Origin of the sequence: Psychrobacter communis (assembly GCF_014836505.1) — a bacterium.
Classification (GTDB): Bacteria; Pseudomonadota; Gammaproteobacteria; order Pseudomonadales; family Moraxellaceae; genus Psychrobacter; species Psychrobacter faecalis.
This window is the reverse complement of record NZ_JACSQR010000004.1, coordinates 72,481-88,462: the sequence shown is the minus strand read 5'-3', so window position 1 is coordinate 88,462 and position 15,982 is coordinate 72,481. Positions and strand designations below refer to the sequence as shown.

At 43.3% G+C, this 15,982-nt stretch carries 17 protein-coding genes and 1 pseudogene; 11 read left to right on the top strand and 7 right to left on the bottom strand.

All coding sequences use genetic code 11. The features are described 5' to 3' along the window. Positions 1 to 130 precede the first annotated feature (130 nt). From minC to minE, 3 genes are all read left to right on the top strand, one after another. Positions 131 to 1,009, top strand: a complete 879-nt coding sequence (minC, locus tag H9653_RS02885; protein ID WP_191690317.1) for a septum site-determining protein MinC — start codon at positions 131 to 133, stop codon at positions 1,007 to 1,009. Positions 1,010 to 1,444: 435 nt separating this feature from the next. After that, the gene (minD, locus tag H9653_RS02880; RefSeq protein ID WP_068408121.1) at positions 1,445 to 2,257 is read left to right on the top strand and encodes a septum site-determining protein MinD; all 813 of its coding nucleotides are present in this window, start codon (positions 1,445 to 1,447) and stop codon (positions 2,255 to 2,257) included. A gap of 2 nt (positions 2,258 to 2,259) precedes the next feature. Next, a complete protein-coding gene (gene minE / locus H9653_RS02875; protein ID WP_068408119.1) occupies positions 2,260 to 2,550 on the top strand; it encodes a cell division topological specificity factor MinE in 291 nt (96 codons plus the stop codon). 110 nt (positions 2,551 to 2,660) lie between these two features. Here the strand turns inward: minE and H9653_RS02870 are convergent, their stop codons facing one another. The 3 genes from H9653_RS02870 to H9653_RS02860 all read right to left on the bottom strand — a co-directional run bounded on the left by H9653_RS02870 (position 2,661) and on the right by H9653_RS02860 (position 4,548). Further along, entirely contained in the window at positions 2,661 to 3,188 is a 528-nt protein-coding gene (locus H9653_RS02870; protein ID WP_102076447.1) for a cytochrome b, read from the bottom strand. A gap of 191 nt (positions 3,189 to 3,379) precedes the next feature. Then, positions 3,380 to 3,883: a hypothetical protein gene (locus H9653_RS02865; protein ID WP_102076448.1), complete on the bottom strand. Its 504-nt coding sequence runs from the start codon at positions 3,881 to 3,883 to the stop codon at positions 3,380 to 3,382. Then, positions 3,880 to 4,548: a chemotaxis protein CheB gene (locus H9653_RS02860; protein ID WP_228706515.1), complete on the bottom strand. Its 669-nt coding sequence runs from the start codon at positions 4,546 to 4,548 to the stop codon at positions 3,880 to 3,882. The genes H9653_RS02865 and H9653_RS02860 overlap by 4 nt, the downstream gene beginning before the upstream one ends. On the opposite strand from H9653_RS02860, the pseudogene H9653_RS12745 reads away from it, so the two are divergent. Continuing rightward, positions 4,510 to 4,656 (top strand): annotated as a pseudogene (locus H9653_RS12745) (IS1/IS1595 family N-terminal zinc-binding domain-containing protein); the annotation flags it as partial. The gene H9653_RS02860 and the pseudogene H9653_RS12745 sit on opposite strands and share 39 nt — an antisense overlap. 208 nt (positions 4,657 to 4,864) lie before the next feature. Here H9653_RS12745 and H9653_RS02850 read toward each other — a convergent pair. Continuing rightward, positions 4,865 to 5,212: a response regulator gene (locus H9653_RS02850; RefSeq protein ID WP_068403524.1), complete on the bottom strand. Its 348-nt coding sequence runs from the start codon at positions 5,210 to 5,212 to the stop codon at positions 4,865 to 4,867. 82 nt (positions 5,213 to 5,294) lie between these two features. Here H9653_RS02850 and H9653_RS02845 point away from each other — a divergent pair, with 82 nt between their 5' ends. From H9653_RS02845 to H9653_RS02815, 7 genes are all read left to right on the top strand, one after another. Next, entirely contained in the window at positions 5,295 to 6,599 is a 1,305-nt protein-coding gene (locus H9653_RS02845; RefSeq protein WP_102076450.1) for an efflux RND transporter periplasmic adaptor subunit, read from the top strand. A 264-nt stretch (positions 6,600 to 6,863) separates the two neighbouring features. Then, on the top strand, positions 6,864 to 7,586 hold the full coding sequence (locus H9653_RS02840) for a response regulator transcription factor (protein ID WP_068403530.1): 723 nt from the start codon (positions 6,864 to 6,866) through the stop codon (positions 7,584 to 7,586). A gap of 106 nt (positions 7,587 to 7,692) precedes the next feature. Then, entirely contained in the window at positions 7,693 to 9,837 is a 2,145-nt protein-coding gene (locus H9653_RS02835; protein WP_068403533.1) for a sensor histidine kinase, read from the top strand. Positions 9,838 to 10,035: 198 nt separating this feature from the next. Beyond that, positions 10,036 to 10,806, top strand: a complete 771-nt coding sequence (locus tag H9653_RS02830; RefSeq protein WP_068403535.1) for a methionine ABC transporter ATP-binding protein — start codon at positions 10,036 to 10,038, stop codon at positions 10,804 to 10,806. A gap of 17 nt (positions 10,807 to 10,823) precedes the next feature. Beyond that, on the top strand, positions 10,824 to 11,510 hold the full coding sequence (locus H9653_RS02825) for a methionine ABC transporter permease (protein ID WP_068403538.1): 687 nt from the start codon (positions 10,824 to 10,826) through the stop codon (positions 11,508 to 11,510). A 269-nt stretch (positions 11,511 to 11,779) separates the two neighbouring features. Beyond that, positions 11,780 to 12,766, top strand: coding sequence for a MetQ/NlpA family ABC transporter substrate-binding protein (locus H9653_RS02820; protein ID WP_191690313.1), 987 nt, complete (start codon positions 11,780 to 11,782; stop codon positions 12,764 to 12,766). A 378-nt stretch (positions 12,767 to 13,144) separates the two neighbouring features. Then, positions 13,145 to 13,993 carry an aldo/keto reductase gene (locus H9653_RS02815; RefSeq protein ID WP_068403543.1) on the top strand — a complete coding sequence of 283 codons (849 nt, stop codon included), beginning with the start codon at positions 13,145 to 13,147 and terminating at the stop codon, positions 13,991 to 13,993. 119 nt (positions 13,994 to 14,112) lie between these two features. On the opposite strand, the gene ccmE is transcribed toward H9653_RS02815, so the two are convergent. From ccmE to ccmC, 3 genes are all read right to left on the bottom strand, one after another. After that, positions 14,113 to 14,613, bottom strand: a complete 501-nt coding sequence (ccmE, locus tag H9653_RS02810; RefSeq protein WP_068403544.1) for a cytochrome c maturation protein CcmE — start codon at positions 14,611 to 14,613, stop codon at positions 14,113 to 14,115. A 256-nt stretch (positions 14,614 to 14,869) separates the two neighbouring features. After that, positions 14,870 to 15,091: a heme exporter protein CcmD gene (gene ccmD / locus H9653_RS02805; RefSeq protein ID WP_191690311.1), complete on the bottom strand. Its 222-nt coding sequence runs from the start codon at positions 15,089 to 15,091 to the stop codon at positions 14,870 to 14,872. Positions 15,092 to 15,139: 48 nt separating this feature from the next. Next, the gene (gene ccmC, locus H9653_RS02800; RefSeq protein ID WP_144297829.1) at positions 15,140 to 15,928 is read right to left on the bottom strand and encodes a heme ABC transporter permease CcmC; all 789 of its coding nucleotides are present in this window, start codon (positions 15,926 to 15,928) and stop codon (positions 15,140 to 15,142) included. Positions 15,929 to 15,982: the final 54 nt, after the last annotated feature.

Here is a 15,982-nt window from a genome sequence, read left to right as displayed (position 1 = left end):
TTGACAATCATACTTTTGATATGCATATTTTTGAAGGCCACACTTTTAATAATTAGACTTTGATGCTATATGCCGAGGCAAAAACGGCACATTGAACACCGCAACACGACCATTTTTGAGGATGTATATTATGACGATTTCAGACAACAATCAGCAGGCGCTTGACTCACCTGAAATACCAGCTTTGGCATTTTATGGCAAAATGCTAACCTTTTCACGGCTGCAGTTTAGCACCGATGATTTTGCGGCGATTGCCAGCCAACTTGAAAGTACTCTGAGTAATAAAAATAGCAATATCCCTGTATTGATTGACAGTGAAGTCGAGCAGGATTTAGCAGCATTGGTAGAGCTGCTTTGGTCGTGGGGTTTGCAGCCTATCGGCGTGGTCACAGGCTTACTTGATGAGCAAGCACGTCAGCTACGCTTGGCGATATTTCCAGCGGATGGCAAACGTATCGAGCGTATTTTACCCAGTAAAAAAGCCACTACACAGTTAAGCCAAGTAGCGGCTTCTAAGGATAGCGCACAAACGACACCTGCGAACGATTCTGTCAGCTCTACTACCGATAATTCTGGCTCAGCTGTAAATAGTCAAGCTGCTGCCACTACCGAGGTAAATGCAACGACTGAAACCACCTTGACGGCAGAGACGCTTATCAGTGCCGAGCATATTACCAGCTTGATTTATGATCAAATGCTGCGCTCGGGACAAAGTCTCAACCATGTCGGTGGCGATTTGATTTTAACCAACAGTGTCAATAGCGGCGCTGAAGCGATTACTGACAATAACCTGCACGTTTATGGTCGCGCTCAAGGTCGTTTGGTCGCAGGCGCGACGGGTGATAAAGACGCGCGTATTTTCTGCCAAGTCTTTAATCCCTCTCTGGTCTCAGTTGCTGGCACGTATTGCTTACGTGATAACCTACCCGAGCACGTGATTGATAAATCGGTTGAAGTGCGTTATTTAGAAGGTCAGGGTTTAGTCTTTACGGTCATGGATAACGCTTAGGTTTTATTTGCTCTTTAGACGACTCAAAGGCGTCATTTCATCATTATCAGTTTGAATATATTTGATGATAGATGATAAATTGACGTCTAAATAGCATAATTAATATTATAGTAAGTTTACTTAACAAAACTGCGCTATGATGGATTGTTAGCTCTGCCACTATTTACGCTAGACTATAGGCGCGAATATTGAGCGCAGATAATAGAGGGCGCTTCGGCTCCCTATTTAGCTGATATAACCATTATCTGTAGGCAGCTTTTGTGCTTAAATACGCACTGGCTATAAGTTTTTATATATTTATGCTAGGCTTATGCTCGCAGATAGCACATCTTGGCTAGGTAAACGCCGAGCAATTGTGCTACTTTACATCTATACTGTTTCATCTAAAATGTTTTAATTAATAAATATCCCATCAATTCATAGGAGTGTGCCATTGTGGCGAAGATTGTTGTAATCACTTCGGGTAAAGGCGGTGTGGGCAAAACCACGACCAGCGCTTCTTTTGCCGCCGGTTTAGCATTACGTGGCTATAAGACAGTTGTTATCGATTTTGATGTAGGCTTACGTAATCTAGACTTGATTATGGGCTGCGAAAATCGAATTGTTTATGACTTTGTCGATGTTATCAATGGCAATGCCCGCCTGTCACAAGCGCTGGTAAAAGACAAGCAACTAGAAAATTTATATATCCTGCCTGCCAGTCAAACGCGTGATAAAGATGCATTGACAGACGACGGCGTTACAGAAGTCATGGATGAGTTGTCAAAGCAGTTTGACTATATTATCTGCGACTCGCCTGCTGGTATTGAGCGCGGTGCGCAGCTGGCGATGTATCATGCAGATGAAGCCATCATCGTCACCAACCCTGAAATCTCTTCGGTACGTGACTCGGACCGTATCATTGGTATCTTGCAAAGCCAAACCAAAAAAGTGATTGAAAATCAGGGCACGGTACGCGAGCATTTAATCATCACTCGCTACAACGCCGACCGTGCTGCCGCTAACGAGATGATGGATATCGATACCATCTCTAACGATATTTTAAAAGTGCCGTTACTTGGTGTGGTTCCTGAAAGCCATTCAGTGCTGGAAGCGTCTAACCATGGCGAGCCTGTGATTCATTATACCGACTCAGTGGCTGGTCAATGTTATGACGATATCGTCGCCCGTTTCTTAGGAGAAGAGCGTCCATTACGTCATATTGATGTGAAGAAAAAGAGTCTACTACAGCGCTGGTTTGGGGGTTAATGATGAGTAAGAAAAAAGGATTTTGGAGTAGCCTATTTGGTACGGATGACAGCAGCAGTGCTGGCAGTGCTAATATGGCAACTGAGCGCTTAAAAGTTATTGTTGCAAGTGAAAATCGCTTGAATAATCGCTTGACCACTGACCGTATCGAAAAAATGAAACGTGAAATACTAGAAGTGGTTAATAAGTACGTCAACGGTGTACAGATTGATGATGTTAATATCAACCATCGCTCTGAAGATAGCCTCGATGTGCTTGAGATGAATATCAGTTTACCTGAACATAAAAAGTAAATGACATAACTTTATAGTATAGCGTTTGATTATATAAATACTGGTACGAAAAAAGCCCTAAGTATTAGACTTAGGGCTTTTTTATACGCGCTCTTCCCATTTTTAAGTCGTTATTTTATACGCGCCATAATATTGTCTTTTTTGATAAATTGATGATATAGCGCGGCGCCAATATGCATCAAAGTAAAAACAATTATCATCGGCCACAAAATATCGGTATGCCAGTCATTAAAAAGCCGTGCCAACCCTCTATCGGGGGTGACAAAGACAGGGATTTGAAATAAACCAAAGACGTCAACTGCTCGGCCGCCATATACCGACATCAGTAGTCCTGCCATAGGCATCGCAATTAATAACGCATATAAAGCAAAGTGGGATAATTGTGCAAGCAGCATTTGCCATTTTGGCATTGCCAACGCTGGCGGTGCTTTAGTAAAAATACGGCTGATCACGCGGGCAATCATCCAAAACAACAAACTGACCCCAAATGCCTTGTGTAATCCGATATAGACCTTACTATCAAGATTGTCATATAACAGTATCATGATCCAAGTGATCAGTAATAATATGGCGCTAACCCAATGAAAGATTCGACTAGCAACCGACCACTTTGTCAGATTTGAATGGATATTATTCATAGTATATTTTATCGCTTCCTATTCATCGATACTTATAGGCGCTGGCTGATACGGATCAAATGACAGTGTTAAAAACCTACTAGCTGGTAACGGGCAAATAAACATAATAACTATTTGTGCCAGCTCAAGGCTAATAACTTTTTTTAAAGCTAACACTAGAGTCCATGATAAAAAGCGTAACCATGAGCAAATTAGCTATCTAAGTCAACCAATTGATGGGCGATTTTATCCAAATCTGGCACCATGTAAACCGTATCATCAATCATCACCGCTTGGAAAAGGTAGGATAGCACAACATCTTCTTGGACGCGCTGCTGAACGGTATCAGTTTTGCTGTCGGTTTTGATAAAGTGCTCAGGCAAGTCGATATCTTTGACGTCGGAGATACGCGCCTGTAGTTGGCGGAGCTCGCCTGCTGTCTGTAGCGCGATACGATGCGCGGTGGTATTGCCTTCTAAGACAATCATCTTTTCTGGCGTTTGATGGCGCGGTAGTAGATGGAACACAGCGACTTCTTGTTGTTGCCACTCATACGTCCATGTATGTTCACTATACTCATCGACACTTAAAATCAAACTACTAGGGATAAGCCAATCCGGTTGTTCGGCTGCTGGAACAATCGTTACGTCGAGCATACCATTGTTGGTGGTCAATAAGCTCACGGCTTCAAATGAGTGCTTTAGAATCTGTTTCATATGTCGCTCACAATAAATGACTCTGAAGAGGCGGGCATCGCCCTTTCAGCAATATAATGGGTAAGTTTTTCTGCTAAGGCTTTGGGACTGCCAACAAACTGACAATAACCTGAATCAATAATAGCTTGCGGCTGACTTGGACAAGCGCTTGAGATTGGGTCTTGCGCCCACAATTGACTGTCATTGTCTTGGATTAAGTCCAAATACTGCGAACCATCATTTCCCATCCCAGAGAAAATAATATTGATAAGCTCACTGCCATAAACATCACTGGTATTTTTCAGGATTTGACCGATAGCGGGCTTATAATCGCCCTCCCACGCTTGATCTATTAAGATAATACGACCAGTTGAATCGCAAACAATTTGTTTATCAATGGGTACAATAAGGCATTGCCCGCCGCGCAAACGCTGTGATGAGGTAATCAGCTGACAGCGCCAGTCATTATGGCGATTGAGTATGCGTGGTAGCGTACCTATCATCGCTTGGTTAAAATGATGAGCCAGTAAAATACTCACAGGCAAGGCTGGTGACAAATGATCTAAAAATTCTGGTGGTGTATCAAAAAGTATGCTGAGGAATTGAAGGAGGGGTGACAGCCGAAGCAAGATGATATATTTGAGGTTATGAAGACACAAATAGAAATCAATTGCCCCGACTGTCACAGTTCCAGTTTAAAGAAGAATGGCATAAAAAGCTATGGCAAGCAGAATTACCAATGTAAGGACTGCAAACGCCAGTTTATTGGCGATCATGCCTTAACTTATAAAGGCAATAACTGTCGCTTGAGGCATCGATTACGTCGAGCCGTTAGAAAAACCTGTTGTTTCTCAAAAAAGCTTGATAATCACTTTAAAGTATTCGATCTGGTGTTCTTTTATGTCAATTATGGCTATGTCTGATGCCAGCATACTTTTTAGAACACCACCTAATATTTTTATAGCAGGTCTTTAACGGGCTGCTATTCACGTTACTGATTATTTAGCGATACTGGTTAATCGCCTCAAAAAGCTCATCTTTACTAAATGGCTTGGTCAAATACTCATCAGAACCAACAATGCGCCCGCGAGCTTTATCAAACAAACCATCTTTCGATGACAACATAATCACCGGTTTGCTCGCATAATCTGGATTATTTTTTATCAAGGCACAAGTCTGATAACCATCTAAACGCGGCATCATAATATCTACGAAAATGATATCTGGATTGTTATCAACAATCTTCGCTAAGGCATCAAAACCGTCAATCGCGGTGACGACTTCACAACCTGCTTTTTGCAATAAAGTTTCTGCGGTACGGCGAATGGTTTTTGAGTCATCGATTACCATTCAAAATCAGTAAATAAGAGTAATCATTTCACCGCCTCATAATTCCCTATATAATAAAAATTCGTTGACAAGGGTGATCGCTATGACAGGTTTTATAGATTTAAGGCGTTTGAGGGCTAAATTTTCAAGCACCATACTTTTAGCTTTTAGCCCATTAAAAAAGAGTGCGTATCTTTTGGGCGCGGCGCTGCTTATCGCCTGCCAGCCCTCCCCGCCTACGTCAGAACCTGTCACAGCTGAAAATAGCGAGGCCTTTGACACGCCCCTGCTCATACGTGCTGATAGCATTACGATGACCCCTGATCATATCCTAAGCGTCAAACCAACCCGTTATCAGCCGAGCCTTGGCTTAGAAGGTGAGATTGAGCCTATCAAACAGGTAAACCTAATTGCTGCCCAAGCACTGACGGTAGAGCAGGTGTTGGTGAAAAAAAATCAACGGGTCGAAAAAGGCGCACCATTATTCACCGTTCGACGGCAAGCAGCGCCTATTGAATCAACAGAGTCATCTGAACAAGCCGATGATGAAGTAGCAACTTCCTTAGAAGTAGAAGATGAAGTAGTAGATAATAAAGGTGCGGCCACTGAACCAAAACCGTCTGCCGTCAACAGTACTCAAGCGGCGCCAAAAGATTCCACTGCTAAGAATTCAGATAACATAAAACCCAGTACAGAAAAAAATGGTGAGGATGTTAAAGGAAATTCTGCTAGTGCTAGCAATAACGACTTAGACAATAACCAAGCTTCTAAGCATACAGAAACGGCGAATAATTTGATAACGGTACGGGCAAGCTTCGCAGGTCATATCGAAAAGCTATACGTCAAAAGCGGCCAACAAGTAGCACCGCGTCAACCTCTTTTAAAGCTTAGCGACGGGACGGAGCTGCATTTTAGCGCAAGCTTACCGATTGAAGCCAAATCACAAATCTCCGTTGGACAAACGGTTAACTTCACGGCGGAAGGCTTGATAGATAAATTTACCGGTCAGGTCAGTAAGCTGACAGTCACTGAGTTACCAAAGCAGCTATTGGTTTATGTCAATGTGGTTGATAATGAAGTCAGTCGCAACCAAATACGACCTGATATGCAGGTGACTGGGCGCGTTGACTACGGACAAATAGAAGTTGGAACCATTGTTCCTAAGCGCGCGCTGCACAATGTTGACCTAACCGTGCTGCACAAACCGCCTTATAAGCCGCTGCGTCCTTTGCATGCTAACGTTTGGATTATCAAACAAGACCAGCGTTTGACGCGCCAGCCCGTCGAAGTTATCGAGTATGACCCCTTGACTAAGCAGTATTTAATTGCCGGTATTACCAATGACAGTTTGATTTGCTTGGCAAACTTACCGGTGGAATCTGAAGGAAAAAAGGCGGTAGTTTCATAAGCGCCAAAGCTCGTAGTTACATTGTGTAGAAACATTAACAAAGCCTATCTTGTTTAATAACATCCTGTTTAGGCAATATAGCGTAAACTAATAGGGATTACGCTTTGAGTGAGAATGAACTAAGAGTTAAGGGCTTTGAAAATTTAGGGCGTGCTTATTTACAAAAACAGTTTTATAAAGACAGCATTTGTAGATAGGCACTTTTAAAGCAGTATTTTTAAACAGCATTTTAAACAAACTATAACAACAACTAGAGGAAAAATTATGAGTAAGCAAATTTTATTAATTGAAGACGATCCAGATTTAGCCGAATTAATCAGCGATTATCTGACCATGAACTATTATGATGTACATCATGCAGGACTAGGTCAAGAAGGTTTGGACTTGTTAGACGCTAAAGAGCGTGACATCGATTTGGTGGTGCTAGATTTGATGCTGCCTGATATGGATGGCATGCAAGTTTGCCAAAAGATACGTGGCAACAAAAACAACATGACCAATAAAGTGCCGATTATTATGCTAACGGCGAAAGGCGATACCACAGACCGTGTATTAGGTTTAGAGATGGGCGCCGATGATTATATTGCCAAACCCTTTGAGCCGCGCGAACTACTCGCGCGTATTCGTGCCGTCATTCGTCGTCATGAGCAGCCAAATCAAGCTGACAGCCAGTCAGATAGTTTAACGTTTGGGCGCCTAAGCGTTTTTCCTGACAGTCATGAAGTCACTATCGATGATCAACCAGTCCGTTTGACGACGCATCAATTTCAGCTGCTGCATTACTTTGCTACCCACTCGGGCAAAGTGTTAAACCGTGAGCAATTATGGCAAGCGATGCCAAACGATGATAGCTCGGATAATATTGATCGCGCCATTGACGTGCATATTTCGCGCTTGCGTGCGTTAATCGAAGACAATCCGCGCCAGCCAAAACGTATCATTACCGTACGCGGTGTGGGTTATCAATTCGCTACCGATCAGGTATAGTTAGCACATGCAATCAAACGCTATTAAACTAAGCCCGTATTGCGATAAACTTATTAAAATAAAATGAATAAAATGGTTATAAGCGTTTGATAATAGAGATGATTTAATGCAACAACTGGGTTTTCGTTCCGTATTTGCCAAACTATTTGCCAGTGTCATGCTGGCACTTATTTTATTTGCGGTAGCGATGGTGTTATTGACCCAGTTGGTACATGACAAAGACGCTGGTATTCGTTCAGAAATCTTAGCCACGCAAATTTTGGGTCAAGTCGACCCATTTTTGCATGAGCTAAATATTGCTGTCAGTAAAGACAACCGTTTACAAGCGCGCTTTATGCTAGCGGTGGTCAAGAAAAGCTTTGATATTTTTGATGAATCACTGCAAGCAAAAATGGGCCTATATGACAATGAAGGTCATTTGCTCATGCAAAGCGACAACAGCGATTTGCCATTAGAATTGCCTGCGCCGCCCTCGCTATTAGCGCGCGTCTTTCCCTCATTTGCCGAAACCTCCCCAACCAAGCAAGCCCAAGTTTATAGTAGCACCGGCTATACGCTATTATACGAATCACGCCTGCCGCCTAAAAAACCTGTCCTCTCTGCCGCCTTAAATTTATTTACTGGTACGCTATTGCTGCTGCTTATCATGGCAGGGGTGCTTTGGTGGATTGCGCGTACCATTACTTGGCGTATCAATCAGATGAGCCAACAAATGGCGCAATTGGGCGACGGCGACTTTACGGTGCGAGTCAATGCCCGCGGTAATGATGAGATTGCATCGCTTGCGCGCGGCTTTAACCAAGCAGCACAAAAAATTGAACACCTAATCAATGCCAATAACCTGCTATTGGCGCACGCCTCGCACGAGCTGCGTACGCCCATCACCCGTATTCGCTTACAGATTGAGATGATGGATATGCTGGCGGGTGCATTGCCGAGTGATACCAAAGAAAAATTTGATAAGCGTGCCCAAGCTATCAATCGCGATTTGTCTGGATTAAACGATTTGGTCGAGAGTATTTTGCTGGTCAGTCGTTTAGATGCTGGACACGCGCTACAACAAGTTGAGCATTTGGACTTATATGATTTAGTAAACCAAGAACGCCAGCATTATCCTCAAGCAACCTTGATTGGCGAGCATATCGTTATTGATGGCCAATCGTCAATGCTGACCCATTTAATTCGTAACCTATTGACCAATGCTATGTTGCACGGCAAGCCGCCAGTTACGGTATTACTTTACGGTGTGCAAACGCTGGATGAAGCCGACGCTATTCCTGATTATCTTTTGCAAACCATACTGTGCAGCAGCTTTGTCGATTATAACAGCCCAGACTTTGATTACGATGAAGAAGCGCCTCATAGTAACCATGCGCTTGAAACCAGTCAAAATGTACAACCAAATGATGACGCCACAATTACTAACGATAATATTGTTCCTAGCGATAATAAAGCCACCTCAACATCAACTTCGACAGAAGAAGCATCGACCGCAGCGTTATTACCAGCGCCAGTGATTTATAAAAATGGTGAAAGCATCACTGTGGATGCTGAGATTGATGGCAATACGAATAGTGATAACAGCACAGATACTGATAAATCAGCGACGGCAAAAACTATTGACTCATCTAATGAGCGAAACAATGACCTAAGTAGCACCACTGAGACCGAAGCCGTTGTTGAACCGTCGTTATTACTTACCTATCAGCGCTTTACTACCGATTTGACAGAAAAAATTAAGAAAGTTATTTGGCGCGCGGTTCCTGAACAACAAGAAACATCCATCGACGACATCGATGACAAGACTATCAATAAACAGATAGAAGAAGCGGATAAAAGCGTTAGTACTGAGAAGGATGACGCCAAAAGTGCCTCCAAAGACAATAATAAAGAAAACAGTAATAAAGAAAACGGCGACACGGCAAACGCTACCCGCAAAGAGGGCATATTTAGTAAGCATCTCAAAAAGCCGAAAGCTGAGCCAACACGCCCGCTACCGAAATTTGCGGTGCTGGCGGTGATTGATGAAGGCGAAGGTATCCCCGAAAATAAACGCGAAGAAGTCTTTAGCCCCTTTGTACGCTTACAGCAAAAAAACAAAGGCTCAGGGCTTGGCTTGTCGTTGGTTGCTCAAATAGTAACGGCGCACCAAGGCCGTATCATTACAGATACCATCAATGGTCATACGCGATTTTTAGTGGTATTACCCGTTAAGCACGACCCTCATTATCAGCATGACAGCCGTCACTAATCTCATCAGCTAACCAAGCTACAGCCAAGATTATCCGTTAATCATGGATGTCCATATCCAAAACGCTGCATAATATGCTATATTAGCGCCCCTTATTATAGGGTTATTGAAGGTTGATTTTAATTTGCGCACAAATACGCAAAAGAGCCTGCAACCGCTTCATAGCCATTAAAATATTTATTAAATTTTGAGCATTCCATGAGTGACATGATTGTCTTAAACGATGTGACCAAAAGCTTTTTAAGCGACCGGTCTATAAAAGATAAAGACGGCAAGCCACATTGGTTTACTGCGGTTGAGCCGACATCTTTAACGGTAAAACAAGGCGAAATCTTTGGTTTAATGGGTTATTCGGGCGCGGGTAAGTCTACCTTATTGCGCCTAATTAATTTACTTGAGCGCCCAGATTCCGGTCAAGTCATCATAGATGGTACCGATTTGACCACCTTATCGGCCAGTGATTTACGTATCGCTCGCCACAATATCGGTATGATTTTTCAGCAGTTTAACCTGATGTCCAATCGTACTGTCTATGATAATGTCGCCTTTAACTTAACGGTGGCAGGTTATCCGCGCGCCGATATTTATAAGCGGGTGATGGACTGCTTAGAAATCGTCGATTTGACCGACCGTGCTGGGCACTATCCTGCGCAGCTATCAGGCGGACAAAAACAGCGTGTTGGTATCGCCCGTGCGATCGCGCCGAGCCCAAAAGTATTATTGGCTGATGAGCCGACCAGTGCGCTTGATCCTTCAACCACGCGCAGCTTATTGACTTGTCTGCGTGATATTAATGAGCAGCTTGGCGTCACCATTGTCATCGTCACCCATGAGATGAGCGTCATTCGTAGGCTATGCGACCGCGCCGCGTTGTTACATCAAGGGCAGTTGCTCGAGGTTGCCGATATCCGCGACGGTCTGATTCAGGCCACGACCCCGATTGGTAAAGGCTTGGTTCATGAAGATTAAGAGGCAGGAGAATAGACATGTTAACTGGTGCTGAATTATCCGCCTCATTGGACAAGCTGCTTGCGCTACGTAAAGAAATTTTGCAGGCGTTTGTAGATACCTTTATTATGCTAGGTATCTCAACGACGGTCGCCATCGTCATCGGCGGTCTGTTTGGGGTATTCTTGTTTTTATCCAGTGATCGGCAGTTTTTGCAAAATAAAACCTTGTATGGTGTCCTTGGTGCGATCACCAACTTTATGCGCGCCTTCCCGTTTGTGATTTTGATGATTGCCATGAGTCCTTTTACCAAAGCCATCGTTGGTACTGGTATTGGACCGATTGCTGCATCACTAGTACTGGCGATTGCCGGTTCCTTTTACTTTGCGCGTCTGGTCGAGCAAAATCTGCGCGAAGTACCACGCGGCATTATTGAAGCAACGGAATCGATGGGCGCCCGCCCCTTGACCATCATCAAAGTATTGCTCAATGAAGCACGCTCGGGTTTGGTGTTGTCTGTGACCATTTTATGTATCAGCTTACTGTCGTTTTCGGCGGCGGCAGGTATGATTGGTGGTGGCGGTTTGGGCGATTTGGCCATTCGTTATGGTTACTATCGTTATCAAACTGAGGTGATGGTCTTTATCGTCGTGATGCTATCGATTATGGTTATCGGTATTCAGGCGTCTGGTAATTGGATCGCCACCCGTTTGGATAAACGTTAAGGCAAAAACTTAGACTTCACCCTCTCTATTATGGTGATTTCACCTTTTATTTTGAGAGGCAAAGACTGTTTAATATGAATAATACTCAAGGTTTAATGCCGATTCATCCTAAGCAAATGCTTGACTTTGTAACTGATTCCCTTTAATTTTGATACTATCTTAACAGCCTTTAACTTAGCAGCATTACTATTCATAATGTTGCTTTTTTAATGCGGATTTTTACTGTTGACATTTAATCCCTATTCCCTCCCCCTTATTAAGGAAGTTTCATGAAATTAACAGATATCAGCCGTCAACTCGCGACCGCATTGGCCACCGTTGGCGTATCAGGCCTTGTATTGGTCGGTTGCAACAACTCATCAGCGCCAGAAGCTAGCAAAGAGCCAGTCACTGAAGGTGCTACTGAATCAACGACGACAGAAACGGCAGCGGGCAACGATATCGATCCTGAACATAGCAAGATTGTGATCGGTACCACTGAAGGCGATTTTGCTGATATGGTTCGTAACCAAGTAAAAAGCTCGTTAGAAGCGCAAGGCTATGAAGTTGAGCTGGTCACCTTTACTGATTATGTACGTCCAAACATTGCTTTAGCTGATGGCGATTTAGACATCAATGTCTTCCAGCATAAGCCTTATCTTGATACCTTTAAAAAAGAGAACAATCTTGATTTGGTTGAAGTTTTCCAAGTGCCTACTGCGCCACTTGGCATCTATACTGGTAAAAAGACCAAGCTTGACGAAGCCTACAAAGGCATGAGCGTTTCTGCGCCTAATGACCCAAGTAACTTTGCTCGTGCATTGGTCATGATGGATGAGCTTGGCTGGATCACGCTAAAAGACAATATCGATCCACTGACCGCCTCAAAAGCTGATATCGCTGATAATAGCAAATACGACATCAAAATCGTTGAGCTAGAAGCAGCCCAGCTGCCACGTGCGCGTGATGAAGTAGACTTTGCTGTTATCAATGGCAACTACGCGACCGATGCGGGTATTAAGCTGACTGAAGCGCTATTTCAAGAGCCAAGCTTTGCTTATGTCAACTGGTCTGCCATCAAAACTGCGGATAAAGACAAAAAATGGGTCAAAGACGTGACCAACGCTTATAACTCAGACGCCTTTAAAAAGTATGCTCATGATAGCTTCCCAGGCTACAAATACCCAAAAATCTGGGGTGAGAACACTGCTACAGCCCCTGCAACCGCTGCTCCTACAACAGATACTGCACCAGTTACCGAAGCTGCTGCTCAATAGTTAATATTAACCATTGTAAAAACGATTAATTCGGATAAATAAAACGTTTTTACAGTTAAAATTGCCTTAATTTGAAAAAGCCCATTATTTTGAATAGTGGGCTTTTTTGCTCTTAAATTTTATTGAATGGGTACAATCAACGACTCGCAATGACGTTACAGCCTGTTTGTGGTTTGTAGGAAAGCGTCACCTGCTCTTTCACTTAGCCTATTTTCTTTTTATAGTGGCTAAGCCTAATAGAGAATGTGCCTTAATATAAGCTTTGATTTAATAAAAATCGACGCTTAATAAAATCTAAGAAACTTATATGTCTGCTCAAATTCTCTATTAATAACGATAAGAACCATTAATAAATCACAAAAAAACAAGGATAATAATATGCGTGCTAAAACTTATAATATTCGCACCGCTGGACAAGCGAACATTCCGGTACTCGGACTGGGTACATGGCAATCAACGGGACAAGACTGTATCGATGTGGTCAGCCAGGGGCTACAAATGGGCTATGAGCATATTGATACTGCCCAAGCTTATGATAATGAAGTTGAGGTGGGAAAAGGCATTAAGCAATCAGGCGTCGCGCGTGATAAGTTCTTTTTAACGACGAAAATATTTCCTGATGACATGAAGTTTGAACCAGAAAAACTTATCGCTGCGGCCAAGCGCTCGCTAGAAAACTTAGATACTGATTATGTTGATTTACTGCTGCTGCATTGGCCTGATGATCGGGTGCCTTTGTCTGAAACGATGCCAGCGCTTTGCGAGCTACAAAAACAAGGGCTGACTCGTAATATTGGGGTATCTAACTTTAATATCGCCAATATTATCGAGGCTAAAAAATATGCTGATGTGCCGATTGCGGTTAATCAGGTTGAGTTTCATCCCTTTATTAAGCAAAACACCCTGCAGACTTTTTTAAACAATCACCATATTTTATTAGAAGCTTACTCGCCGCTTGCTCGTGGTGATGTGTTTGATAATGAAATCATTAAAGACATTGCTGATAAGCATGGGATTACACCAGCGCAAGTTTCACTAGCGTGGATTTTATCTGATAAGGCACGTATTGCCATTCCAAAAACCTCTAACCCCGACCATTTACAAGGCAACTTAGATGCTGTCAAGGTAACGCTCAGTGCGGATGAGCTTGAGAAAATCGGTAGCTTAGCGCGTAGCGATGGGCGTAAAATTAAGCATCCAGATTATTCACCAGAATGGGATGATTAGTAAGCTATAGTAATGTAAAAATGAAAATAAGCACAAAAAAGCCAGTGATAAAGGTCACTGGCTTTTTTTATGTTTAATACTTTTTACGATAACTATTAATAATTGTATTGTCAGCGTTGTTACTGCTGCAAAGTATCGGTCTTATGCACTTTTTCGGCAGGATTGTATTGCTCAGAAGAAGGTATGGCGCCGTTACGATTGTTTTCTTTCATCGATTTGGCCACTTCTGGCGGCATATAGTTTTCATCATGCTTGGCCAATACTTCGCCTGCGACAAAGGTATCACCTTGCATTTTACCCGTTGCTACCACGCCTGAGTTTTCAGCGAATAAATCTGGCAATATACCTTGATAGGTCACCGGCACGGTTGATTCAAAGTCGGTGATCGCAAACTCCACGCTTAACGGGTCGTCTGGCGCACGTTGGACACTACCGGCAACGACCATACCACCAGCGCGGATACGCTTATCCTGAGGCGCTTCACCTTGCGCAATGGCGGTGGCGTCAAAGTAGTAATCGGTCTGTTGCCCAATGGCATAAATCACCAATACCACGGCAATCGCCGCCCCTGCAAGCGTAAACATAACCCACATCAGTTTTTTGCGACGAACTGCGTTCATACCACTACCTCATTGATGAGTCGCTGTTCTACAAACCACTCGTCTGCAAAACAGAAAATATTAAAGAAATGCTTATTGGACTGACTTAATGATAAGCCCGTCTAACCGTACTTTTCTAATACCTATATGGTAGCATTTTTTGCCCAAATCAATAAGCCCCCCTAGCAACCGATGCGGTCATATATTTACCAGTAAGGCATTATTATTTGATAGGCTAAAAATTTGATATTAAAAAGAATTTTTTAAGAAGATTTGTTTAGGATGGTTGTTTGGTTTTAGAATTAGGGGTCTTGGCAGCGCGCTGTGCTTGACGAGCTTGCTGAATGGATAGCTGCTTGATAAGCGCTTGGCGTTGACGGCGGCTATAAATAATAAAAAACAGCATCACGCCAACCGTAATTGCCCAGCATGACCAGACAAACACGCCATGCTCACCCATGGCAACAAACTCAGAGACGCTATAAAAGTAAGGCTGCATTTTATTTCCCTAGCCGTTATTTGCTTGGTTTATGGTTGTATTTTAGGATTATTTATTTTGGCTACGAACGTATTCTTTGACCCATGCTTTGCCTTGGTCGCGATATAAAATCAGGGTATTGGTCCGATAAATGGCCAATGAAGCGACCAGTAAATAACTACCAATAATCATCAGTAGTAAGGGCAGCCACATATCTGCCGACATTTTTGGTGCCGCCGTCAGGGTAAAGGTTGAACCTTGGTGCAAAGTATTCCACCACTGCACCGAGTACTTAATAATAGGCAAGTTTACCGCGCCAACGATAGACAAAATAGCGGCCGCTTTACCGCGATTGGCGGTATGTTCAAAGGCGGCAAACAACGCCATTACTCCAGCGTATAAAAACGCCAAAATGAGCATAGACGTCAAGCGTGCATCCCAAACCCAATACGTCCCCCACGTCGGTTTTGCCCAAATAGAACCGGTCAATAAACTAATCACACAAAGCAAAAACCCCATCGGAGCCAGTGCCTGAGCTACAAGGCTTGCGGTCTTAATTTTCCATACCAGATAAATAACACCCAGTACCGCTAAGGCAAAATAAATAGAGATAGCGAGACTAGCAGCGGGTACATGGATAAAAATAATGCGATAGCTATTACCTTGCAAATAATCCGGCGGCGCAAATGCCAAGCCCCAAACGCTACCGATGAGCAGACAGAGACCGGCTAATATCGCGAGCCACTTAACCCAAGGCGCAAAGATACGAAAAAACTGCTTGGTACCCACAGTGGTCAAAAAGACCTGCCAAATGCGTTGCCACAGGCTAGGAGATGAGACATTATTCAGGTTGGGCATGGGAATAAACCTATTGCGCAGCTGGTGATTATCGAGTAAAACGCATGATTCATA